At 67.9% G+C, this 16126-nt stretch carries 17 protein-coding genes and 2 pseudogenes; 7 read left to right on the top strand and 12 right to left on the bottom strand.

What is annotated here, in order from left to right; translation table 11 throughout:
* Positions 1–166: 166 nt before the first annotated feature.
* A pseudogene (locus tag H0H10_RS08970) lies at positions 167–949 on the top strand (IS5 family transposase); the annotation flags it as partial.
* A gap of 61 nt (positions 950–1010) precedes the next feature.
* On the opposite strand, the gene H0H10_RS08975 reads toward H0H10_RS08970, so the two are convergent.
* Positions 1011–1748 (bottom strand): Type 1 glutamine amidotransferase-like domain-containing protein, encoded by a 738-nt coding sequence (locus H0H10_RS08975; RefSeq protein WP_188180329.1) that lies wholly within the window; start codon positions 1746–1748, stop codon positions 1011–1013.
* 25 nt (positions 1749–1773) lie between these two features.
* Positions 1774–2697 carry an ATP-dependent DNA ligase gene (locus H0H10_RS08980; RefSeq protein ID WP_309141757.1) on the bottom strand — a complete coding sequence of 308 codons (924 nt, stop codon included), beginning with the start codon at positions 2695–2697 and terminating at the stop codon, positions 1774–1776.
* A 126-nt stretch (positions 2698–2823) separates the two neighbouring features.
* Here H0H10_RS08980 and H0H10_RS39695 point away from each other — a divergent pair, with 126 nt between their 5' ends.
* From H0H10_RS39695 to H0H10_RS08990, 3 genes are all read left to right on the top strand, one after another.
* Positions 2824–3099 carry a DUF6191 domain-containing protein gene (locus H0H10_RS39695; RefSeq protein ID WP_309141760.1) on the top strand — a complete coding sequence of 92 codons (276 nt, stop codon included), beginning with the start codon at positions 2824–2826 and terminating at the stop codon, positions 3097–3099.
* A 238-nt stretch (positions 3100–3337) separates the two neighbouring features.
* Positions 3338–4096: a GntR family transcriptional regulator gene (locus H0H10_RS08985; RefSeq protein ID WP_188180330.1), complete on the top strand. Its 759-nt coding sequence runs from the start codon at positions 3338–3340 to the stop codon at positions 4094–4096.
* A gap of 46 nt (positions 4097–4142) precedes the next feature.
* Positions 4143–5402 (top strand): MFS transporter, encoded by a 1260-nt coding sequence (locus H0H10_RS08990; protein WP_188180331.1) that lies wholly within the window; start codon positions 4143–4145, stop codon positions 5400–5402.
* A gap of 54 nt (positions 5403–5456) precedes the next feature.
* Here the strand turns inward: H0H10_RS08990 and H0H10_RS08995 are convergent, their stop codons facing one another.
* Both H0H10_RS08995 and H0H10_RS39700 read right to left on the bottom strand, forming a co-directional pair.
* Positions 5457–5825, bottom strand: a complete 369-nt coding sequence (locus H0H10_RS08995; RefSeq protein ID WP_188180332.1) for a hypothetical protein — start codon at positions 5823–5825, stop codon at positions 5457–5459.
* Positions 5826–5880: 55 nt separating this feature from the next.
* Entirely contained in the window at positions 5881–6531 is a 651-nt protein-coding gene (locus H0H10_RS39700) for a hypothetical protein (RefSeq protein ID WP_223179598.1), read from the bottom strand.
* A 227-nt stretch (positions 6532–6758) separates the two neighbouring features.
* Between H0H10_RS39700 and H0H10_RS09005 the strand changes: the two genes are divergently transcribed.
* Positions 6759–7247 (top strand): hypothetical protein, encoded by a 489-nt coding sequence (locus H0H10_RS09005; protein WP_188180333.1) that lies wholly within the window; start codon positions 6759–6761, stop codon positions 7245–7247.
* On the opposite strand, the gene H0H10_RS39705 is transcribed toward H0H10_RS09005, so the two are convergent.
* From H0H10_RS39705 to H0H10_RS09020, 3 genes are read right to left on the bottom strand one after another with little or no spacing between them, the layout of a single operon-like run.
* Positions 7185–7919, bottom strand: coding sequence for a hypothetical protein (locus H0H10_RS39705; RefSeq protein ID WP_223179599.1), 735 nt, complete (start codon positions 7917–7919; stop codon positions 7185–7187). The genes H0H10_RS09005 and H0H10_RS39705 overlap by 63 nt on opposite strands.
* A gap of 53 nt (positions 7920–7972) precedes the next feature.
* Positions 7973–8218 (bottom strand): heavy-metal-associated domain-containing protein, encoded by a 246-nt coding sequence (locus H0H10_RS09015; RefSeq protein WP_188180334.1) that lies wholly within the window; start codon positions 8216–8218, stop codon positions 7973–7975.
* Positions 8215–8664, bottom strand: coding sequence for a nuclear transport factor 2 family protein (locus H0H10_RS09020; protein WP_444875692.1), 450 nt, complete (start codon positions 8662–8664; stop codon positions 8215–8217). Before H0H10_RS09020 ends, H0H10_RS09015 begins: the two co-directional genes overlap by 4 nt.
* Before the next feature lie 57 nt (positions 8665–8721).
* Between H0H10_RS09020 and H0H10_RS09025 the strand changes: the two genes are divergently transcribed.
* Together H0H10_RS09025 and H0H10_RS09030 are read left to right on the top strand one after the other, a co-directional pair.
* Positions 8722–9336 carry a TetR/AcrR family transcriptional regulator gene (locus H0H10_RS09025; RefSeq protein ID WP_188180335.1) on the top strand — a complete coding sequence of 205 codons (615 nt, stop codon included), beginning with the start codon at positions 8722–8724 and terminating at the stop codon, positions 9334–9336.
* Between the two features lie 439 nt (positions 9337–9775).
* Positions 9776–10183: pseudogene (locus tag H0H10_RS09030) on the top strand (Helicase associated domain protein); the annotation flags it as partial.
* Between the two features lie 86 nt (positions 10184–10269).
* Here H0H10_RS09030 and H0H10_RS09035 read toward each other — a convergent pair.
* The 5 genes from H0H10_RS09035 to H0H10_RS09055 form a co-directional block, all read right to left on the bottom strand.
* Entirely contained in the window at positions 10270–11322 is a 1053-nt protein-coding gene (locus H0H10_RS09035; protein WP_309141758.1) for a DUF4238 domain-containing protein, read from the bottom strand.
* Between the two features lie 179 nt (positions 11323–11501).
* The gene (locus H0H10_RS09040) at positions 11502–11786 is read right to left on the bottom strand and encodes a hypothetical protein (protein WP_188180357.1); all 285 of its coding nucleotides are present in this window, start codon (positions 11784–11786) and stop codon (positions 11502–11504) included.
* 128 nt (positions 11787–11914) lie between these two features.
* On the bottom strand, positions 11915–12169 hold the full coding sequence (locus H0H10_RS09045; protein ID WP_188180337.1) for a hypothetical protein: 255 nt from the start codon (positions 12167–12169) through the stop codon (positions 11915–11917).
* Between the two features lie 679 nt (positions 12170–12848).
* Positions 12849–13265, bottom strand: a complete 417-nt coding sequence (locus H0H10_RS39710) for a hypothetical protein (protein ID WP_223179600.1) — start codon at positions 13263–13265, stop codon at positions 12849–12851.
* On the bottom strand, positions 13262–16042 hold the full coding sequence (locus H0H10_RS09055; protein ID WP_188180338.1) for a helix-turn-helix transcriptional regulator: 2781 nt from the start codon (positions 16040–16042) through the stop codon (positions 13262–13264). Before H0H10_RS09055 ends, H0H10_RS39710 begins: the two co-directional genes overlap by 4 nt.
* Positions 16043–16126: the final 84 nt, after the last annotated feature.

Genomic DNA, 16126 nt, shown 5'->3' on the forward strand with positions numbered 1-16126 from the left:
GGTCGCTGCTGCACCGACCGTTCGTCCGGGAGAGCCGCTGCACGACGATCGGAACGCGCCCAGCGTGCCTGGGCCGGTTCGACGGGCGAGCCGTCCGCAGGGCGGTCAGGGAGTGTTCGTGCGCCGGCCCTGCGCCGTAAGGCGGTCACCGGGGTTCAGGCGGGGCATGGCCGACTTTGAGGTGCACGTCGACACGTCGGAGGTACCGTCGCCCGTCCGGCCCCGACGGGACATCGTCGACGGCATCCGCTACATCGTCGACAACGGCGCTAAATGGAGAGCGCTGCCCGGGGACTTCCCGCCGTGGGAGACCGTCTACGGGTTCTTCTGGCGGTGGAACCGGGCCGGGGTCGTCACCTACATCCGTGACCAGCTCCGCCGCCGGATCCGTACCGGCAAGGGCCGCTGCCCGCACCCGGTGGCCCTGATCGTCGACTCCCAGTCGGTCAAGGGCGCATCCACCGTCGGCAAGAACAGCCGCGGCTACGACGCCGCGAAGAAGATCAACGGTCGCAAGCGACATATCACCGTGGACACGCTCGGCCTGCCCGTGATGATCACGGTGACGCCCGCCGACGTCCAGGACCGCGACGCCGCCCGCGACGTCTTCTGGCGCCTGCGCCTTACGCAGCCGCAGATCACCCAGATCTGGGCCGACCGCGGCTACGCCGGCGACCTCGTGGACTGGGCCCGCGACCGCCTCTGGCTCAACCTGCGCATCGTCTCCCGCCCCAAGGGAACCAAGGGCTTCGTCATCCTGCCCCGCCGTTGGAAAGTCGAGCGCACGATCGGCTGGTGCATGAACGCCCGCCGCAACGCACGCGACTACGAACGCCTCCCCCAGCACTCCGAAGCACACCTGAACTGGGCACTCATCACCACGATGACCCGACGCCTCACCCGCAAAAGCCCCCGCACCAGCCAGTGGACCAAGAAGCCATCGGCGACCGGCTGAGCTGGGACGATTCCAACGTGAATCGTCCCAGCTCGTGAAGTGAAAGACGCGGTCATCACCAGGATGCGGTCAGCATGCGAGGTTCGATGCGCTCCTCCACCACCCTGACTCCGTCGCTTTTGACGATGTAAGCGCCTTTACCGGGGATTTCCGTCACCGCTTCCACCAATTCCGTTCCGCGGTACACCAGGCCGACTCCATCGTCTGTGCAGTGAGCAGTAGGCATGGTGCCGTCCGCCACGAGCTGATGAATCAACGGACGTCGACCCTCATCCGAGTCGTAGTGCACGCCGTTTCCATACGGCAGGAAGCCGAGTGCGTCCGTGACCGGGCGCAGTTCCGGCCCGAACGAGTCGGTCGCACCCCCCTGGAACCAGCAGAGGGAACCCGCGCTGACTCCGCTGAGCACGACACCGGCCTGCCAGGCACGGTGCATGATGCGGTCCAGGCCATGTGCTCTCCACACCGCGAGCAGGTTGACCACCGAGCCTCCCATGACCCAGACCACATCGTGGTCGAGGATCGAGCCCTCGACATCTTCGAGGTTGGGCATGGGGAACAGGTGCAGAGGCGTCAGATCGAATCCCGCTATTCGCGCAGCCTCGGTCATGCGGGTTGTGAAGTGCTCGGCGTCCCCAATGGCGGTGCCGACGTACATGATGCGCGGGCGCCGACCATGCACGCCGGAGAGGTCAACCGCATGATGCACCAGAGCATCAAACATCACCCTGGTCCGCCCTCCGACTCGATGGCCGCCGGAGGTCGCGAGGATCGTCGGTTCCAAAGCCGTCATGACCATGATCGTATCGGTGGCCTGCTTACGGTCCTGGGCCGCCTGCGGTTGAAAAACACCTACTCAGGTCGTCGCGCACCCGCAGGTAGCGGACGGGATGCCGGTAGCGGCCCTCGTCCACCGCACTGTCACCGGCGAACTCGACAACCACGTCGGGCGCCACCGGCCGGTGGTCGATCATCTCGCGTGAGCCCCAGCCGACGGCGAAGCGGCGGTGCTGCCACGGATGCTCGGCGCCGCCCGGGTAGAGGAGGCCGCCGACCTCGCGCCGTGCCGTCGCCGACAGGGGTGACGTCCGCGCGATGAACCGCAGCCGGCCAGCCTGGTCGTAGCGGCCCAGCAGCAGCGTCGACGGCGCCGTCACCCGGCCCGTCACCGAGGCGACGACCGCCTCCGCACTGGCGCGGGCACGCACCTTGATCCAGCCCCGGCGGGCCGGCTGATACCGCTGCGACAGCCCCTTCACGACGACACCCTCGATACCGGCCGCGCCCCACGCCGGGTCGAGCCAGTCCTCCGCCATCGCCCGGTCGGTGGTCGCCGGGCACAGGACGAATGGCGCGGCCAGCACCCCCTCGGCGAACAGCGCCTCCAGCAGCGCGCGTCGTGCCCGGTACGGCTCGTCCAGGAGCGGGCCGTCGGCCGTGTCGAGGACGTCGAACACGATCAGGTGCGCCGGGGTGGTCCGGGCGGCCTGCCGGGCACCGGCGCCGTGGCGCCAGGCCCGCTGCTGGAGCTGGCCGAAGTCGAGACGGCCCTCCGAGGCGACGACCAGCTCACCGTCCAGGACCAGCGGCTCGCGCAGGGCCCGCCCGGCAGCCGTGATCTCAGGGAAGGCACCGCTGAGGTCGGCTCCGTTCCTCGACTGCAGGTACGCGCGGCCAGGGCCGGCGAAGAGCAGCGCCCGGTAGCCGTCGTTCTCCAGACTGCGGGGTGTCTCATGAGACACCGGCGGCTGAGCTACCTCTCCTACCGCCAAGTCATTGGCTCGGCTTGCACTGGCCGTTGTGCATGGTTGTCAGCAGACTGTCACCACGAATCAGCGGTGCTCGGAAGGTGAGAACCCTTGCTTGTTGTGACTGGCGGTGTCGTCATCTGCCTATGGCTGCTCCTCTTTACCTGGGTCGGCTGGCGGCGGCGCAGGCATGGCGGCGGCGGAGCGTCCACTGCTGAGGCATGGGCCGAGCTCTTCCATCCGTCACAGCGGCACGTGCGACAGGAGCGGGAACGCCAACTTGTCCTCCGGGACGACGCCGAATCCGGTGCACCCCCCAGCTCTGTTGACCTTGACTCCGGCAAGGCGGTTATTCGCCCTGCGCAGAGCGCCACAAGCAAATACGACGCGCCGTAACGGTTCGGCACGTCCCCATCCGCCCAGCACGGTTGCCCGGAGTTCTCGGTTTCCTCCAGCCCTGCGCTTCCACGGACCGGCAGCAGCCGGTCATCTTGCCGGACCGCTGCCGCCGCACCAGCCGCGCATGAGCTCGGAGCGTATTTCTACTCCAGCAGCTTTTCCCTGGTGCAGTAACTTGCCAACGCCGCCTGGAAATGACCAGCTGCCGCAGAGCAGGACAACCGGAGGATCATCCATGCCCCGAGAGGCGCCGTACCTCGCAGTAGCCGACGTGCTGCGCGCGCGGATTGTCTCCGGAGAGTGGGAGATCGGGCAGCGCCTGCCGTCCCGGGCTCGGCTTGCCGTGGAGTACGGGGTCGGACGCAACGTCATACAGAGGGCCATGGACCGTTTGATCATCGAGGGTCTCCTTGAAGGCCGTGCCGGCTCGGGCACCTACGTCCGCAGGCCGCGAGAGCGCCTCCGACTGATCCGCTCGCGGCACCGCGAACGGCGGGAGGGTTCTCTTCCTTGGCAGGACAGGAGGGAGCGGGGAAGGGCCGACGCCTGGGACTCACACAGTCAGGTCCGCGTCCCCGCCCCCGAGCCAATCGCCGAGAGGCTCGCCATCAGTCCCGGCGACTTCTGTGTCTGTACGCATTACGAGTTCCTTGCCGACGGGCGACCTGTCCAGCTTTCCGAGTCCTGGGAGCCGATGGCTATCACGGATGGAACGCCGATTGTGCTGCCCGAGATGGGTCCCCTGGCGGGTAGGGGTGTGGTCGAGCGCATGCGATCCATTGGCGTGGCCGTCTCGACTGTGGTCGAGGTGCCGCGCCCGGCTCGTGCCACCCAGGTTCAGGCGAACCTCCTGGGCATCAGCGTGGGAGACCTCGTGCTGCAGATCGAGCGGACCATCTTCGACACGGACGGACGTCCGGTGGAAACAGCCGACATGGTCATTCCGGACGTGTGCCGGGAAGTGGTCTACGAGTTCGGAGTCGACCATCCGTAGTCGTTGACATTAGAGAGACATCGACTATTCGACAGCAGGGTGTTCCATGGCGAAATTCTCCAGGCTTGGCCTCTTGCACGATCGGGACTTCGGGCGATTGTTTGCTGCCACTGCGTTGGGTCAGTTAGGCGACCGAATCATCTTTCTGGCCTTGCCTCTGGTTGCCGTCGTGGCATTGCATGCCGACGAGTTCCAGGTGGGCTTGCTGGCCGCGATGACTTCGGCAGGATCGCTCCTGGTCGGGTTGCCGGCGGGCGCGTGGGTGGACCGCATGCGGAAGCGATCGGTGATGATCTGTACTGATCTCGCTCGTGCGCTGTTCCTCCTGGCGGTTCCGTTGGCATGGTGGGCGGGGCTTCTTAGCATCTGGTGGCTCTATGCAGTCGCCTTGGTTCATGGAGTGTTGACTGTCTTCTTCGATGTTGCGTACGTCAGCTATCTCCCGTACTTGGTGGGGCGGGGGAATCTCGTGGAAGGGAACTCGAAACTTTCGGCCACACGCTCGGTGACCAGTATCAGCGGGCCGACGGTGGCGGGGCCGCTGGTCGGCCTGGTTGGAGCTCCTGCAACGCTTTTGGTGAGTTCGGCCGGGATGGCTATGTCGGGGCTGCTTGCGATTACCATCAAGAAACGCGAAAAGAAGCCCGAGTCGAGCGAGCATCCTCGATTGGTTCGCGAGATCAAGGAGGGGCTGAAGTTCGTCGTCAAGTACCCCACCCTCCGCGCGATCATCCTGGGGGATGCGATATTCAATCTCTTCCTGGTCATGTATCAGACCATGTTGCTGGTCTTTTTGGAGCGGGAAATTGGCCTCCAGTCCTTTGGTATCGGTCTCATTTTTTCAGGGATGGGTTGTGGTGCCTTGCTGGGCGCGCTGTTGGCAACCAGGGTCTCGAAGCGGGTCGGGCACGGTCCGGTCATCTGGCTGGCGGCGCTGGTTACTTGTCCGTTGACCGCGCTCATGCCGTTGGCCCGAGCGGGTTGGAGCGTGTATGTGGCTGCCATCGGACTTGCGGCTCTGTCACTGGGTGGAGTCGTCCGCGTGGTGGCTCAGTCAAGCTTCCAGCAGGCTCTGACGCCGGATCGGCTTCTGGGTCGGATGAGCGCAACAGCTCGGTTTGTTTCCTGGGGTGGCATTCCTCTCGGTGGGCTTTTGGGTGGAGCCTCGGGCTCTGTGTTCGGAGCGGCAGGCACTTTGTGGATTGGTGCAGCGGGTATGACGCTGAGTGTCCTTCCCAACTTGCTGTCACCGCTTCGGACAATGCGCACGATGCCCACGGAGAAGGCCCCCGAATTCGCGCGTTGAGGTGTCGCTGATGGCTGACAAACAAGCGCGTACGGCCTGTAGGGCGAAGCGTCTTCACTCAGAAATGAAGTGGGTGCGGTCGAGGGGGATGACGACAGCCGATTGTTTGGTGGCCTGCTCGCGCAGGGCTGTGTTCTCCGCGAGCAAGACGGCGATGACGGTAGCGGCTGCGTCGACCTGGTCCAGGAGTTGCTGTCGCTCTCGCCGGTTGTTCTTGAGCTGGCGTCGAAGATCAGCCATCTCCTGCGTCTGTCGTTGGTCGTGGAGACTTGCCGGGCTGTGGCCGATGTGGTCGTCCCAATCAGCAAGCACGCCGGTGGCGCGGTTCATAGTGGCTCGGCTGACGCCGGCCTCCCGCCAGAGGTTGTTCTTTGTCAGCTTGCCGTCGGTATGGGCCGGTCGGCCGGTGAAGAGTCGCTCCATAGCTTCCCGCAGTGCCGTCTCGGCCCGTGCCGAAACCTTGAGCTGAGGGCCTCGCTCATGCGCCGTCTGCCTTCCTGAGCGCGAGTTCGACGTCACGGATCTGTTCGTCGATGGCAGCTCGGCGATTTGGGGGCAGCCGTGGCTGGTCACGGAGTCGGCTCAACGAATCGTGCTCGGCCTTCCAGATCGGTAGGTGTTCGGAGGTGATGATGCTGTTGCTGCAGCGTGCGGGCTGGCAGCGGTCGATGAGCGGCCCTCGGTGCCCCGGGGGCACGATGGCATCTTCCAGGCACTTCGCGCCGACGGGGTTGTTCTCGTCCATGGTGCAGTGGTTGAGCTTTCCGAACCGGATCGACAGGTGCGTGCGCTTGAGCAGGCCGTGTTCGACGCGAACGTCCCCTCGCTGGGCCTTTCCGTTCGCTCGGAGGGCTTGGGCCTTCTCCCGGACGGCAGCGAAGGCCGAACGCATCTGGTCAGCGCCGGGCCCGAAGCCGATGGCCTCGCCGCAGCTGTCGGCGTCGAAGAGGTCCCTCAGCCGTTGGAAGCGGCGTTCGGCGATAGCTGTGGTGAGGAGACGGGCCCAGGAGGGGTCGTGATCCATGTAGCCCTGGGTCCAGCGGTTGGCCAGGGCTCGGGTGGCTGCGTGCTTGAGCTGCATGCCGACAGCGATTTCCGATCCGGGATAGTCGCGGGTGAGCATGGCCATGGTCCGGCGGAACATGTGCGGGGTGACCTTGCTGGAAGGGATCTCGGCGAGACCGGTGACGCTCCGGTGACCCCCGCAGACCCTGCCGCGGTGGAGCACTCGAGTACGAGGAAGCCAAGACCACCCTCCCCTCACCGACGCCGCCGCCAACTGCGCCAACTGTGCTGCTTAGGCTGGTCGCTCCGAGCGCGGGCGGGGGGCCTGCGCCCTCACCTAGGAGGCCGCACATGGCCGTCGAGTACTGGCACGCCTACGTCGCACGCCAGCTCAGGCCGCTCATCGACCTGCGCCGAGCCGACTACGCGGCGCAGCGTGCGACGGGGGACCTCAACTCTGAACCCGTGGAGGGCGTGGTGGAGTGGACCCTGCCCTACGGGATGGACGACGGCAACGGACTGGTGCGGCTCACCGTGTTCACCGAGGTGGTGCCGGACACCTACGAGCGCCGGATCCGGGTCGTGGTGGCCGCAGCGGCGCGCGGATGGCACCAGGACAACGGCCGGGTCGCCCTGCCGCGCTTCACCGAATGGGGTGCGGAGTACATCCGGCCGCGACGGAAGACCAACGCCACGGCCGATGTCCCACGCCCCGACGGGCCGTTGACCCGCGGCATGGCCGAGGCCCTGTGTACGGCCGTCGGCGGGCTCCCCGACTCACTGCGTGAGGAACCCGGCGGAGAGTTCGGTTTCGCGGTCGCCGTACGGGACGGGAGCTGACCGGACGCGCCTGGCGGTACGCCGCGCGGTGCCTGTGTACCCATCAGCGAGCGCAGGGGGTAGGGCGGGATGTAGGGGCGGGCGGATGCGGTGGACCAGGAGATGGCCGCACGTCTGCTGCCCGATGCGGCGCTGCGACCCGCTGGTGAAGACGTCGTCGAGGAGCAGGATCGTGGCTCTGTCGCCCGTGTCGCCGGTCCAGGTAAGGGCAGCAGCGTGTGCGGCCGCGGCCGCACGTTTGTCGTCCAGGCTCCGGTTCGCGGATCGGGGCGTATCGCTCCCTTTGACCAGGCGGCGCGCGCCCGGAGGGCTGAGCGGGAAGGAGCGGGTGATGTCCTCGGTGTAGGCGGCGTCCATAATCGCCTCGACGTGCTGGAGGGGCTGGCGGCCGGCGTGGGTGGGGTTGCCTACGACGTGGTCGACGCCGCGCATCTGCTCAGGGTGGCTCTCCATCCAGCCGACGAGGAGACGGCCGAAGACCATCGCTCCGCCGTGCACGCCGGAGCATTTGAGTTCGTGGATCTTGTCTCGCAAGGCTCCCGGACACACGGCTAACGAGGCGGTCATGTACGTGCCCTGCCTCGAGCGCAGCAGCACCCGGCCACCGGCGTAGCGGGCAAGCTGGGCGCGGTAGCCGTCCTTCTCCAGACTGTGATGTGTCTCATGAGCCATCACCTCGCGTCTGGGGCCCCAGGAAAGGATCAGGCACGCAGGCGCCGCTCGTGTCAGGACTGCGGGCTGTCGCCCTCCCCGAAGCTGGTCTCCTCGGCCGTGAGCTCGTAGCCGGCTTGCTCGACCGCGGCGCGTACGTCCGCGGTTTTGAGATCCGTGTCGCAGGTCACCACCACCTTGCCGCTGTCGACGTCCACTGTCACGGCGGTCACGCCTGCGATGCGTTCGAGCTCCTTGGTGACCGACTCCGCGCAGTGCCCGCAGGCCATGCCCCTGATGGTGTACGTGCTCGCGGTCATGGCGCCGCCTTTGTCTGCTCGCCGCTGCCGTCCGCGGGAACAGTGCGGGTGGTCATGTGTGCCTGGCGCATACGCCCGTCGGGGGCGAACCGGCCGAAAAAGTAGACCTCGATGGCGAGGTCTTTGCCGCGTTGGGAGGAGAACAGGGTGTAGCGGGCGGCGAGCCGGTCGCCGTCGGCGACGGCCTCGTGCACCTCCATACGGATGGTGGGCCGGTTCTTGCAGACTGGGCGGGTATGCGCGATGAGCTTGTCGCGGTCCATCCGGTGTCCGTCGGCGATCTCGACGATGTCCGGGGTGTGATAGCGGTCCACGATCAGCGCCGCATCCTCGTCGGTCTGCAGCAAGTCCTCGGTGAAGGAGGTGTAGAAGTCGGCGATGAACTGCTCGGGGTCGGTGTTGCCGAGTGGGCGCATGTCACTCCCGCCGGTCTGGTGTTCACACACGATCTTTTACACCTTGTAAGATATGTAGTCCCCGACAAGTTTGGCAACATGTAAGAGATGACGTCGCCTCCCGCCCGAAGCCGCCGTGCTGACGCCCGTCGCAGCAGAGCCGCCATCCTGGACGCCGCAACCCGGGTCCTCAACGTCGAACCCGACGCCAGCCTGGAGGCGATCGCCAGAGCCGCGGGCGTGACCCGCCCGACCATCTACGCCCACTTCCCGTCACGGGAGCAGTTGCTGCTGGCCGTGGTCGAGCGGATCACCCATGAGGCCGTCGTCGCCATGGATGCCGCCGACCCCGGCACCGGGCCTGCCGCGGACGTCCTGATGCGCATGCTCGACGCCGGCGCCCAGGTGACTGGGCGCTACCCCGTACTCGTGCAACTGATCAGCGCCCACACCGTCAGCCCGGAGGCCGACCACGAACGGCACACGCCCGTCGCCGACCGGATCAGACGGGTGATCCAACGCGGTCGCCAGTCCGGAGAGTTCGACGACCGGCTCCCCGTCGACTGGCTGGTCGCTGCGACCATCAGGCTAGGCCATGCCGCAAGCGAGGAGACGCATGCCGGCCGACTGTCCGCCCCGGCTGCACAAGACGCCCTCCGCATCAGCCTTCTGCGCATACTCGGTGCCACGGAAGAGACAGATCCCTCACCTCGGCTTCGGTGAACAAATGATTCCGTGCCGACCATGCTCATAGGCTGGCTCAGCTAGTAGGTGCCCTGCCTCTTCGTCCAGGCGGAGACTGGCTTCTTCCGGGTCAGCCGACTGGCCACAAGGGGGATGAGTGCCCATGTTGAGGTGGGCCTCGCTGTGCTACCGCTCTATGTCATCACCGTCGGCTGACCCGCCCATCGCCGCCGTGCCGCCCCATCGGGGGCGGCCTTCGCCGTACCGGCGCTGCGACCGATCACGGTTACAGCCCGGCCGCCGGCTCGTCGGTGTTCACGGTCCGCAGCGGGCGGTGTCCTGCTTGTCGAGCTGGGCGAGTTCACGTTCATAGCCAACCGTGATGGAGCCGCCGACCTCACCGTCCATCTCGCGTCGGCGCTACGAGGATTGATCAGGACACCTCGCCATGTCAGCCCGGCGGCTCCAGGCTTGGCTTCGTTGGCTTCAGCGGCAGAGGAACCCGGGCACCTGGGCGCAGCTTCTCCCCGAGCAGCAGGAGCGGCTGTCGAAGCTGGGCGTGCAGCCCGCTGAGGCGCCCTCTCCCGCCCCGGCAGCCGCGCGCACGACGAAGGGACCGAGCAAAGCGCAGGCGGCGTTCCAGCGGGGCCTGGCCGCCCTCACGCAGTGGGTGGAGCGGGAAGGCGACCGGCCGGTGCCAAGGGGTCACAGCGAAGAGATCACCGTCAACGGCGAGCCGGTGACCGTGAAGCTGGGCGTATGGATTTCGAACGCGAAATCGAGGAGATACCGGCTGGACGCCGACCAGCTGGCCGCGCTCGCGGAGTTGGGCATGGACTGGGCAAGGCCGGTGACGGTCCCGCGGGCCGCTCCGGACAGCCTCTGATCGGCCTTCTTGCGCCGTGACCGGACCCCGGGCCTGTCACGGCCCGGGGTCCGGTGCTGTGTGCGCCAGGACGATGTTCTGCCAGGTCAGGGGTGCAACACGTCTGGGGAGCGAGGCGGTGGGTGTTCCACGGTCCAGCGACGTTCAATGTTCTGACTGGGCGGAAGTACGCCGTACTCCAAGATGTACTGAGGAGCAGAATGCGTCTGCCCGTCCCATGGCTTGGGCTGCCCTGGGCTGTTCGGCTTCCAATGCTTCCAGGGATCGTGCTCTGGGTGGTGGATCACGAACTGGTCAGCCACGTCGTACGCCACCTCCACAAGCGCGAAGCCGATGGCGCCCTTGGCGTGCATCAGGTGGTCTACGTGCTTACGCGGGTCGGTGCCCCGGGTAGCGGGGCCGGGTAGGAACAGAAAGCGGTGAGGGTCCAGCGGGAGCAGGATGTCGCTCAGTGCGGCGGCGCGCAGCTGGTCTTCGTCGTCGGGGCGGTTCCATATGGCGATCGGCGTATCGCTGGTTAGCAGGCACATGTCGCTGAAGCCCAGCGCCCACGGACGTGCTTCAAGGATCAGCGCTAACGTGACGATGTTCTCAGCGATGTAGCGCAGGTGGGGGTTGTTCTGTGCGAGCGTGTGCACTTCCTGTGGCAGGCCGGTGATGTCCGGCGCTTCGGTCTGCTGGTGGGTAAGCCGTTTCCGCTGGCGCGTGGTGCGCAAGATCTGGGCAGCCATCCACCAGGCAAGGAAATGGCGCTGGTCCGGTCTCAACGGCCAGTGCGGTGTGAGCGCCCAGTCCGGGTCGTTGAGGAGGACCTTCAGTACTGTTTCGGCGTGTCCCTCGAGGGAGGTGAACAGTTCCTCAACATGGTGGTGAGGGACCCCTTCGGCACTGATCCCCCAGTAGTAGCCGGTCTCAGCAGCGATGCCTGTGGGCGTCACGGGAAACGGATCATTGATCTTGTCGAGCCTTCGCACCTTCAGCTCGTACTTGCGGCGTGCTACGTGCTGGGCGAAGTGCTTCAGGTACATCTGCGGCACTGTGTGATCCCGGGTTCCGCCTGCCTTGGCCGCGCGCTTCCCCGACGACGCCTTACCCACCGGCTGCCCTCCCCTGTTTGGCTTTTGGCGCCAGCCATACACGGGACCAAGCAGAGAGTGTCACCGAATTTCGCGGGGCACTGCCGGAGTGTCTACAGCTAACCATGTGTTGGAGAGAGGACTGGCAGCGTCTCGGTTGGAACCTCAGCCCACCATGCGGGCCCCTGGGTTGATTCTCCCCGACGCTGGGGCGGACCCGGACCGGGCCCGCCCGGCAGGGCTCAGTTCAGAGCAGCGTGGCCGGCCTCGGTGGCCTCCATCAGGTCTGGTCGCTCTCCGTTAGCCGGGTGCACAATCCGAATGAGACCGGCGTCGTGCAGGTCGATCATCGCCTTGTAAAGCCCGAACTGCTTCTCCTGCCAGGCCACGCGCCGAGGGTCTTCCTCGGCGGCGCTTCGTTCAAAGTTCGCCGGGCGGATGGTGTGAAAGAAGTCGGAGGCGGCCACCGGCTCTGGTGACTGAGCGATCAGGCGGAGGAGCGCATGCTCGTCGGCGTTCAGCGTCATGACGGCAGCGTAGAGGCCGGACTGGGCGGACCGGTGGCTCCGAGCGAGGTTCCCTGTTGTCCGGCCACCAAGGAGCGAACCGCCCAGCGGCTGCACAGGCGTGCCCTGCCGCCGCCCGGCCAGGGCCCTCACCACCCCACGGCTCTGCGGGCTTCTCGCTCACACGGCGCTCCACTGGTGGGGCAGGCCCCGCGCCACTCCACCCAGCGTGGATCATCCAGCACCCGGTCCGGGTCGATCACTCCAGCCGCATCGAGGAACACAACCAGGTCGTGGTCGGAGTGCGCCAGACCCAGAATCTCGTCCCGGCCGTGCCGGTGCAGGGTGACCCGGCGGCCGCCGGACTGCGACGGCCGGTGCACGACGACCGGCGCACTGCCCACGACCCCAGGCTCGCCCACACCGCTGCGCCCCGGCCAGCCAGCCCGTCGATCTCTTCCCCTCGGCTATCGCGTGGGAAGAGGTGTCGTCGTCGCCGGACGGCTTGCCCACAGGAGCTGATCGTGCCCGTCATCTTGATAGCAAGGCCGGTCCGCGACTGGTGACCGCGCAACCGGACTACGCCGCGCTCCCGTGCCCGGCCTCCCTCGGGTCCCCCGTCGGCCGGATCGTCCCGTCATCGGCAGCCGCGCGTCGGCCGGGCTCCGTCTCGTCCAGCTCCCAGTAGTGCCGGCAACGCCCTGGTCGTCCTCGCCAACCTCTGACCAGCCCACACCACTGCGACAGACTGCATGACCGCGGGGCAGCATAGAGACAGCGTTCCTCGACAGGCGGGACGCAGTGAAGCGCCCCCACGATCCGGGCCCCGACCCGGGGAGGGGAAGAGCTGGCGATGCCCCCAGACATCCGCTGGGGGCGTCCTCACACCTGCACGTCGCCCACGGCCGCGGCAGCGCCCGGTGCAGCTTCAGTCCAGGCCAGTCAGGTCAGCCTCAGCCACCGGCAGAACCCGCGTCGGCGAGGCCGGCGCTTTCAAGGAAGACGACTAGGTCGTGGTCGCTGTAGGCAGTGCCGATCTCGTCCCGGCCCCGCTGTGCACGCGGACTCTCCGGCCACCCGTGATCAGTAGTACGCCATGCGTCCGAAGCCTGCCCAGAGCCAGCGGCGCCCTCCCCGAAGGGCAGGCAGCTCAAGCGCCGAACGACGGCACGCTGTCCGGGGACACGTCCAGGCGCGCCCGGTGGAGGCGTACGGGGTGGCGCCAGCGGCCGGCGGCGTCGCGGGCGACTCCACGTCGACCTCCACCACCAGCTGCGGGTCGACGAGCGTGACGTCCAGGACGTCGCGGCTGCCCCACCCGGCGGTGAACGTGCGCCCCGACCACGGGTGCTCGCTTGTGGCCGGCGTCAGCGTTTCCGCGAGTGCGGCTGTCGCGGTGCGGGCGAGCGGGACGGTGCGGCCGGTGTAGCGCAGCACGTCCGCGTCGTCGTAGCGGCCCAGCAGCAGCGTGCGCGGCGCGGTGGCGGATTCGGCTGTCAACTCTGGACGCCGGTATCTGACAGGGTGCCTTCGAGTACGTCGCGGAGTTGTGAGCGGGCGGTGATGCCCAGCTTGGGGAAGACCCGGTAGAGGTGGGAGCCGACCGTACGCGGTGAGAGGAACAGTTTTTCCCCGATCTCGCGGTTCGTCAGACCGCGGGCCGCCAGCTGGACGATCTGCTGTTGCTGGGGGCTGAGTTCGGTGAAGGCGCTGGGCACGACGTCGGTCGCCTCGATGCCGGCGGCGCGCAGTTCTGCCTGTGCCCGCTCGGCCCACGGCCGGGCGCCGAGGCGCTGGAAGGTTTCCAGAGCGGCGCTCAGCAGGGGACGGGCCTCAGCGATACGGCGCCGGCGCCGGAGCCATTCCCCGTAGTCGAGCCGGGTCTGCGCCCGTTCGAACGGCCACTGTTCACCCGCGGGCTCCGCGAGCGCCGCCTGGAAGAACGGCTCCGCGTGCTCGGGATCCGCCAGCAGGGCGCGGCCACGGGTGATCAGTGCGGCCACCCGTGCCGACATGCCCGTACCCAGGCGCTGCGCCGACCGTTCCAGCAGCTGTGCGGCGTGCTCCTGCCGTCCGCGGCGGACGGCCGCAGCCGCGAATTCGGCCAGGACGGTGTAGGAGACGTGGTAATGGACAGGATCGCCGTCGTCGGTGAATGCCGAGCGGAACTGCGTGTACGCGGTGTCGTAGTCGCCCTCGGCCACGGCCGCCAGCCCCAGGGCACGGCGGGCGAAGACCGCGACGGAGCGGCTCTCCATCGGATCGACCAGAGACAGGGCTCGCTCGGCGAGTCGGCGTGCGGCGGCCGCGTCGCCGAGCAGGGCGACCACCGTGGCGTCGAGTGCCTGGGCACACGCCTCGGCGTGGTCGAGTCCGGCGGCCGATGCCATGGCTGCGATGTCGGCCGCCACCGAGCGAGCCTCGACCCACCGGCCCTGCTCCAGGCGGGTCCAGCCGGCCGCGCAACCCAGTCCGTCCGGGAGCGGGCCGTGGGCCTGCCACTGGTCGAACGCCTTGTCGAAGGTCTGGGCGGCGAGGGTGGTCTGGTCGAGCAGCCAGGCGACGATGGCCAGCGCGGTCAGGCGCTGGGCGTCGCCCTTGGCCTCGGCGATGAGCTCGGGCAGCAACGATGCGAGCAACGCTCCTGCGCGGTTGGGATCGGATACGGCCAGCACCCAGGCGCGCAACGGCGCTCCGGCGGCATCGTCGGGCATGCGGGAGAGCAGGCTCTGGATCTGTCGCTGCTGGGACTCCTCGCCCGAGTAGTAGCGGACCACCGCTGCTGCGGCCAGCGCGTCGAGTACGAGGGGTGACCGGGCGTTCGCTGCCTCGTCGGCGACGCGCATCAGCAGGGCGAAGGCTGCTGTGTGATGGGGGCCCAGCGACATGAGCCGACCGGTGGCCAGCGCGGCTCTGCCCCGCAGTGCCGGGTCGTCGGTGCACTCGCGGACTGCGGCGGCCAGGTGCTCCACCCAGCCGAGCTGACCGGTGAAGACGGCGCTGGCAGCGGCTTCGGCCAGCAGGCGCGCCCGGTCCTCGCGGTGCGGGCTGAGCTCCGCGGCACGCTCCTGGGCCGCGGCGGCGGCCGCGAAGCCACCTCGGCGCCGGGCCCGGTCGGCCGTCTGCTGCAACGCGGCCGATACGTCCTGGTCGGGGCGTACGGTCGCGGCGGCCAGATGCCAGGCACGGCGGTCGGGCTCCTCGCGCAGCAGTTCCGCGAGAGCCAGGTGTGCCTGGCGTCGTTCCTCGAAGGACGCGGCATGGTAGACGGCGGAGCGGACGAGGGGGTGACGGAAAACGATCCTGGTTCCGTCCTGGCGTACGAGACCGGCCCGGTCCGCGGGCTCCCATGCGGTGTCGTCCGCCTCGGGCAGTCCCATGGCGGCTGCCTGCGCGTCCGCCGCGTCGGCGGCCGCGAGGAGCAGCAGGATGCGGCGGGTCGGTTCCGGCAGGTTGGCCGCGTGTCCTGTGAAGATCCGCTCCAGCCGGTCGGTGACCGGCAGCGGGCCCTCCACGCTGCTGCCCTCGGGGTTGCGGATCGCGGTGGCGTGGGCGAGTTCCACCAGGGCCAGCGGGTTACCGGCCGCCTCTTCGAGGATCCGCACGCGGATTCGGCCGGTGGGCGGTGTGGGCTGCCGGTCGAGCAGCCGGTTGGCTGCCGCACTGTCCAGCGGGCCGAGTTCGAGGCGCTCGTACCCCTTGTCGAAGCCGGGTAGTACGGCCGCGGTGCGGACTCCCAGCAGCAGTGTGACGGGCTCGCTGTCCATGCGTCGCGCCACGAAGGAGAGAGCGTCCAGGGATCCGCGGTCGATCCACTGGGCGTCGTCGACCACGACCAGCAGCGGGGCGGTTTCCGCCAGGTCCGACAACAAGGTCAGAACCGCCAGACCCACGATCATCGCGTCGGGGGCCTCGGCACACTCGTCGAGCCCCAGGACGGCGCGGAGCGCGGAGCGCTGCCGCGACGGCAGGCCCTCCGCGGCACCGAGTACCGGGCGGAGCATCTGATGAAGGCCCGCGAATCCAAGGTGGGCCTCGGATTCGCTGCCCACCGCTCGCAGCACTCGGCCACCCGCACTCCGTGCGCGATCGGCCGCGATGCCGAGGAGTGTGCTCTTTCCGGCACCGGGATCACCCGTGAGGATCAACACGTCGCTGTGGGACCGATCGGCGCGGACCCGCCGGACTATTTCTGCGGTCTCGGTTTCCCGGCCGACCAGTGCCAGACCGGAATTCCGCGTCGAGTGCTCCCCACGAGCCTTTCCATCGTTTTCCACGGATGCTCCAGGGAATTGAGATACCCCAGATACTAGCCTGGCAGAACCGCGGCAGAGCCTGCGGGAGCGGCCTCGAAGCCGGTC

The organism is Streptomyces griseicoloratus, assembly GCF_014534645.1.
Lineage (GTDB): Bacteria > Actinomycetota > Actinomycetes > Streptomycetales > Streptomycetaceae > Streptomyces > Streptomyces griseicoloratus.

Excerpts from the sequence above, each read along its gene's own strand:
- H0H10_RS08975 (WP_188180329.1), bottom strand. The coding sequence starts at position 1,748 with ATGACGGCTTTGGAACCGACGATCCTCGCGACCTCCGGCGGCCATCGA.
- H0H10_RS08985 (WP_188180330.1), top strand. The coding sequence starts at position 3,338 with ATGCCCCGAGAGGCGCCGTACCTCGCAGTAGCCGACGTGCTGCGCGCG.
- H0H10_RS08990 (WP_188180331.1), top strand. The coding sequence starts at position 4,143 with ATGGCGAAATTCTCCAGGCTTGGCCTCTTGCACGATCGGGACTTCGGG.
- H0H10_RS08995 (WP_188180332.1), bottom strand. The coding sequence starts at position 5,825 with ATGGAGCGACTCTTCACCGGCCGACCGGCCCATACCGACGGCAAGCTG.
- H0H10_RS39700 (WP_223179598.1), bottom strand. The coding sequence starts at position 6,531 with ATGGCCATGCTCACCCGCGACTATCCCGGATCGGAAATCGCTGTCGGC.
- H0H10_RS09005 (WP_188180333.1), top strand. The coding sequence starts at position 6,759 with ATGGCCGTCGAGTACTGGCACGCCTACGTCGCACGCCAGCTCAGGCCG.
- H0H10_RS39705 (WP_223179599.1), bottom strand. The coding sequence starts at position 7,919 with ATGGCTCATGAGACACATCACAGTCTGGAGAAGGACGGCTACCGCGCC.
- H0H10_RS09015 (WP_188180334.1), bottom strand. The coding sequence starts at position 8,218 with ATGACCGCGAGCACGTACACCATCAGGGGCATGGCCTGCGGGCACTGC.
- H0H10_RS09025 (WP_188180335.1), top strand. The coding sequence starts at position 8,722 with ATGACGTCGCCTCCCGCCCGAAGCCGCCGTGCTGACGCCCGTCGCAGC.
- H0H10_RS09040 (WP_188180357.1), bottom strand. The coding sequence starts at position 11,786 with ATGACGCTGAACGCCGACGAGCATGCGCTCCTCCGCCTGATCGCTCAG.